Source organism: Acidimicrobiales bacterium, from assembly GCA_035540975.1.
In the GTDB taxonomy this organism is placed as follows: Bacteria; Actinomycetota; Acidimicrobiia; order Acidimicrobiales.
In genome coordinates this window covers 1-2,062 of sequence record DATLFN010000118.1, presented here as the reverse complement: position 1 = coordinate 2,062, position 2,062 = coordinate 1, and the positions used below count along the sequence as shown (strand labels likewise).

Genomic DNA, 2,062 nt, shown 5'->3' with positions numbered 1-2,062 from the left:
GCGGCTGGTGGAGTGCGTGCGGGTGGGCGGGAGCATGACGGTGCCGGCCGGGCCGGCGGCCGCCACGTCGGCCGTGCTCGGCCCGCCCGGTGGCTTCGGGGGCGATCGGGGCTAGACAACGCGGGTGACCGCAACCTCCGTGGCGCCGCTGGCGCTCGGCGACCAGCAGCTGTCCCGGCTCGACGCGTGGTGGCGCGCCGCGAACTACCTGTCCGTCGGCCAGATTCACCTGCTCGACGACCCGCTGCTCCGCCAGCCGCCGGCGCGTGAGCACATCAAGCCCGCCTGCTCGGCCACTGGGGAACCTCGCCCGGGCTCACATTCCTGTACGGGCACCTCAACCGGGTGGTCCGCCAGCGCGACAGCGACCTGCTGTTCGTCACCGGCCCCGGCCACGGTGGTCCCGCCCTGGTGGCGGCGGCGTGGCTCGACGGCACCTACTCCGAGGTCTATCCCCACATCGGCCCGGACGGCGACGGGATGCGCCGGCTGTTCCGCCAGTTCTCGTTCCCCGGCGGCGTCCCGTCCCACGTGGCGCCCGAGACGCCGGGGTCGAGCCACGAGGGCGGTGAGTCGGTCACCCGCTGACGCACGCCTACCCGGCGGTCCTCGCCCGCATCCCCGGCGACGAGCTCACCCGCCTCCGGGAGGGCTACGGGCACCGCCCGTGTTCGTGGAGGGATCCGACCCGGCCGAGATGCACCACGCCATGGCGGCGTGCCTCGACGAGGTGTTCGACGAGCTGGCGGCCATCCGCCGCCGGGCACGGGCCGGCGACCTGCGCCGGCCCGCCTGGCCGTGCATCGTGCGCACCCCGAAGGGCTGGACGGGCCCGAAGGAGCTGGACGGCATGCCCGTCGAGGGGCAGCTGGCGCTCCCACCAGGTGCCCCTCGCCAGGCCCCGTTCCGACGACGACGAGCGCCGCGCCCTCGAGGTGCGGGTGGTGAACGTGGTCGACCTCATGCGGCTCCAGGACCCGACGGAGCACCCCACGGCCTGCCCGACGGGCAGTTCGACGCCCTCTTCACGCCCGACAAGCCCGTGGTGTTCACCACGGCTACCCGTGGCTGATCCACCGCCTGGCCTACCGGCGCCACAACCACGCCAACTTCCACGGTGCGCGACTGGGTCTGGCCCGGTTGAGCCGGGACGAGGCTCCTATGCCAGCTTGAGGAAGAGGCGCTGCACCTCTTCCACGTCGTAGCCCTCGTCCGCCGCCCTGCCCGGGTCGTCGAGGCAGTACGAGAGCCCCGACGCCACCAGCTTGAACCCGGTCTGGTCGAGGGCCTTGCGGGCGGCGGAGATCTGGGTGACGACGTCCCGGCACTCGCGCCCGTCGACGAGCATCTGCTGGATGCCGCGCACCTGGCCCTCCACCCGGCGGAGGCGCTTGAGCAGGTCGTCGATGGTCGATTCGGGCAGTTCCATGGTTGCGTTCCTCGTGGCCGCGCCGGTTCCCTCGGCCGGACCATACCCCCGCCCGTACTTCGCCCGAAAGGCGAGCCGCCGGAGGACGGGCGCAACGCGTGGCTCGGCGTGGCGCGTAGCGTCGTCGCCGTGGACGGGGAGCCGAAGGCGGCGTCGAGGCACCAGGCAGTCGGCGCCCCGCCGGCCTGACCGCCCGGGGCGCCATGGCGGACATCGTCCCCTGCCCGTCCTGCAAGCCGAAGAACCGCGTACCCGCGGCGTCGTCCGGCAAGCCCCGGCGCGCCGTGTGCGGGGCCGACCTCCCGTGGATGGTCGACGCCGACGACGACTCGTTCGACGCGGCCGTGCGCGCGTCCGTGCCGGTCGTCGCTCGACGCCACGCTCCGGGCCGACTGACGCCGCCGGCTGACCGCCCCGCGAGACCGGCTGTAACGCGGCGCCGCGCCCGACGGACGGTACCGGCATGAGGCTTCCGTGGGGTCTGCGGTGGTGGGAGCTCGCGCCCGAGGTGGTGCTCGCCGCCGTGCTCACGGTGTTCCTGGCCACCGAGACGTCGGCCGCGACCAGCGCGTTCGAGAGCGGCACGGCCGTCGCCCTGATGGTGGCGGCGGGGGTGGTGTGGGTGGCCGGGCG

The 2,062-nt window shown here is 74.3% G+C and carries 3 protein-coding genes; 2 read left to right on the top strand and 1 reads right to left on the bottom strand.

What is annotated here, in order from left to right; all coding sequences use genetic code 11:
• Nucleotides 1-285: 285 nt before the first annotated feature.
• On the top strand, nt 286-588 hold the full coding sequence (locus tag VM242_12080) for a hypothetical protein (protein HVM05901.1): 303 nt from the start codon (nt 286-288) through the stop codon (nt 586-588).
• Nucleotides 589-667: 79 nt separating this feature from the next.
• Nucleotides 668-1,072, top strand: a complete 405-nt coding sequence (locus VM242_12075) for a hypothetical protein (protein HVM05900.1) — start codon at nt 668-670, stop codon at nt 1,070-1,072.
• 87 nt (nt 1,073-1,159) lie between these two features.
• Here VM242_12075 and VM242_12070 read toward each other — a convergent pair whose 3' ends face one another.
• Nucleotides 1,160-1,429 (bottom strand): metal-sensitive transcriptional regulator, encoded by a 270-nt coding sequence (locus tag VM242_12070; protein HVM05899.1) that lies wholly within the window; start codon nt 1,427-1,429, stop codon nt 1,160-1,162.
• Between the last annotated feature and the right edge of the window lie 633 nt (nt 1,430-2,062).